The organism is Promicromonospora kroppenstedtii DSM 19349 (genome assembly GCF_000515355.1).
In the GTDB taxonomy this organism is placed as follows: Bacteria; Actinomycetota; Actinomycetes; order Actinomycetales; family Cellulomonadaceae; genus Promicromonospora; species Promicromonospora kroppenstedtii.
The window spans coordinates 1,518-4,134 of sequence record NZ_KI911694.1; the positions used below are offsets into that span (position 1 = coordinate 1,518).

2 protein-coding genes and 2 pseudogenes are annotated in these 2,617 nt (G+C 72.5%); 1 reads left to right on the forward strand and 3 read right to left on the reverse strand.

All coding sequences use genetic code 11. The annotated features are described in order from the left end of the window. Positions 1–257 (forward strand): annotated as a pseudogene (locus tag PROKR_RS17180) (hypothetical protein); the annotation flags it as partial. A 102-nt stretch (positions 258–359) separates the two neighbouring features. Here the strand turns inward: PROKR_RS17180 and hemQ are convergent. From hemQ to PROKR_RS17195, 3 genes and pseudogenes are all read right to left on the reverse strand, one after another. Beyond that, positions 360–1,109, reverse strand: coding sequence for a hydrogen peroxide-dependent heme synthase (gene hemQ, locus PROKR_RS17185; RefSeq protein ID WP_036965029.1), 750 nt, complete (start codon positions 1,107–1,109; stop codon positions 360–362). Between the two features lie 39 nt (positions 1,110–1,148). Further along, positions 1,149–2,303: a ferrochelatase gene (locus PROKR_RS17190; protein ID WP_036965031.1), complete on the reverse strand. Its 1,155-nt coding sequence runs from the start codon at positions 2,301–2,303 to the stop codon at positions 1,149–1,151. Positions 2,304–2,399: 96 nt separating this feature from the next. Beyond that, positions 2,400–2,617, reverse strand: a pseudogene (locus PROKR_RS17195) (LysR family transcriptional regulator); the annotation flags it as partial.

Consider the following 2,617-nt stretch of genomic DNA (forward strand, 5'->3'; position numbering starts at 1 on the left):
CGCACGCCGCGCTCGACGGCGGGGCCGACGGCCTGGCGATCCTGCGCCGCGTGATCGACCTGGCCCCTGCGCTGCTGCGCCCCGGCGGGCACCTGCTCGTCGAGACGGGCGAGGCCCAGGTGAGCGCCGCCGTCGGGCACCTGGAGGCGGCGGGACTCATCCCGACGGTCCTGACGGACGACGACCTGGGCGCGACGTCCCTGGCGGGAACCCTCCCGCGCACCTGGGCCGGGCCGACCCGGACCCCTGCGCACTGATCCACTTCGAGGCCTAAGTTTCTTCGCTTTCGCGCTGCTCAAAGCGAAGAAACTTAGGCCTCGAAGGAGAGGGCGACCGGGACAAACCGGTCGACGCCGACATCAGCTCAGGGGCTGGCGGTCCGCCCAGTCGGCCAGGGTCGTGCGCGGGCCCGTGAAGAACGGGACCTCCTCGCGCACGTGCCGGCGGGCCTCCGTGGCACGCAGGTCGCGCATCAGGTCGACGATCCGGTGCAGCTCGTCGGCCTCGAACGCGAGGATCCACTCGTAGTCGCCGAGCGCGAACGCGGAGACGGTGTTGGCCCGGACGTCCTTGTAGGGCGCGGCCGCCATGCCGTGGTCGCGCAGCATGGTGCGGCGCTCCTCGTCAGGCAGCAGGTACCAGTCGTAGGACCGCACGAACGGGTAGACCGACAGGTAGTCGCGCGGCGCCTCGCCGGCGAGGAAGGCGGGCACGTGCCCGCGGTTGAACTCGGCCGGGCGGTGCAGCGCGGCGACCGACCAGACGGGCTCCAGGGAGCGGCCCAGCTCGGACGCGCGCAGGCGCTGGTAGGCGCCCTGCACGGACTCGATCGACGGGCCGTGGGTCCAGAGCATGAGGTCGGCGTCGGAGCGCAGGCCACCCACGTCGTACCAGCCGCGGACGACGAGGTCACCCTCGGTCGCGGCCGGGTCGGCGCCACCGCCGACGGCGGACTCGGCCTCGGCCACGACGGCCTTGCGCTCGTCGGCGTCGGCCGGGAGCGTCTCGGTCACGGAGAAGACCGAGAACATCGTGTAGCGGATACCCTCGTTGATCTCGGCGGTGTCGATCTCGGCACCGGTGTCCCCGTGCACGTGCGTGTCGTTCATGTCTGCCTCTCAGTCAGGGGTGCGGGCGGGCCGCGGACCTCAGGAGTTCACGTCCGTGCTGCACAACGCCGGGATGCCGCTCGGCTCGCCGTCCCGACGCAGGCAGCAACCCGGTGCGCAGACGGAACGAAGGGCCGGGAGCGACCCCACGGTCGCCTCGGTGACCGGCTCGTCGCGGGCCAGGGCCGCCCGCTCGAGGAGCAGGTCGACGAGCCCGCGGACGAACGGCTCCCGGGTGCCGACGGTACCGGCTCGCACGGCGGTGATGCCGAGATCCTTGGCCGTGGCCAGCGCCTCGGTGTCGAGGTCGTAGGCGACCTCCATGTGGTCGGAGATGAAGCCGATCGGCGACAGCACCACGTCGCGGACGCCTTCGCCCGCGAGGGCCTCCAGGTGGTCGTTGACGTCCGGCTCCAGCCACGGCTGGCTGGGCGGGCCGGAGCGCGAGCAGTAGGCCAGGTCCCAGGGCACCTCGTGCCCGAGCCGCTCGGCCGCCCGCGCCGCCACGACCCGCGCGAGGTCCAGGTGCTGCTCGGAGTAGGTCGCGTGCGAGATCCGCGACGCCGCCTCCATGGTGTCCGGGATCGAGTGCGTGACGAAGACGAGCTTCGCGGCCGCACCGGAGCCACCGTTCGCCTCGAGCTCGGCGTACGCCTCGACGACGGCGTCGACGTTCGCCTGCGCGAAGCCCGGGTGGTTGAAGTACGAGCGCACCTTGTCGAACTGCACGCCCGTCGACCCGTCGGGGCCGAGCTGCCCGCGCTTGTCCAGCGTGACCGCGAGGTCCTCGCGGTACTGACGGCAGCCGGAGTACGAGGAGTACGCGCTGGTCACGAGCGCGACGGCGCGCTTGGCCCCCAGCTCCTCCAGCTCGTCGACCGCGTCGGTGGTGTACGGCGCCCAGTTGCGGTTGCCCCACACGACCGGGAGGTCCAGACCGCGGGCGGCGAGCTCGGCCTCGAGCGCCGCCTTCAGCGCGAGGTTCTGCTCGTTGATGGGGCTCTTGCCGCCGAACCCGTAGTAGTGCTCGCCCACCTCTTCGAGCCGCTCGTCCGGGATGCCCTTGCCCGCGGTCACGTTGCGCAGGAACGGCACCACGTCCTCGGGCTTGTTCGGGCCACCGAAGGAGTAGAGCAGGAGGGCGTCGTACGGCGCGGCGTCGTGTGCCGCAGGAAGGGGGGAATTCGCGGGCATGCGCACATCCTTCCACCGTCCGGCGGACCGGACCGACCGGAGAGGCTCGAACGGGACGTGACATCGAACCGACGCCCTGTCAGAACCTCTCCGGTGTCAGAGGCGGGCGTGCACGTTGCCCTCCCGCAGCCGCTCGCGCAGCCCCGGCAGGGCGTCCAGCAGGATCTGCGGCGCCGGGCTACGGGTGACCATCGAGAGCGTGATCCGCCCGCGGGCGGGCGCGGGCACGGTGCGGTCGCCGGGCGCGGCGTACCAGCGCGCCACCATGTCGGGTATGACGACGGCGCAGCGCCGCTCCCGCGCGGTCCGGACGG

Excerpts from the sequence above, each read along its gene's own strand:
- hemQ (WP_036965029.1), bottom strand. The coding sequence starts at position 1,109 with ATGAACGACACGCACGTGCACGGGGACACCGGTGCCGAGATCGACACC.
- PROKR_RS17190 (WP_036965031.1), bottom strand. The coding sequence starts at position 2,303 with ATGCCCGCGAATTCCCCCCTTCCTGCGGCACACGACGCCGCGCCGTAC.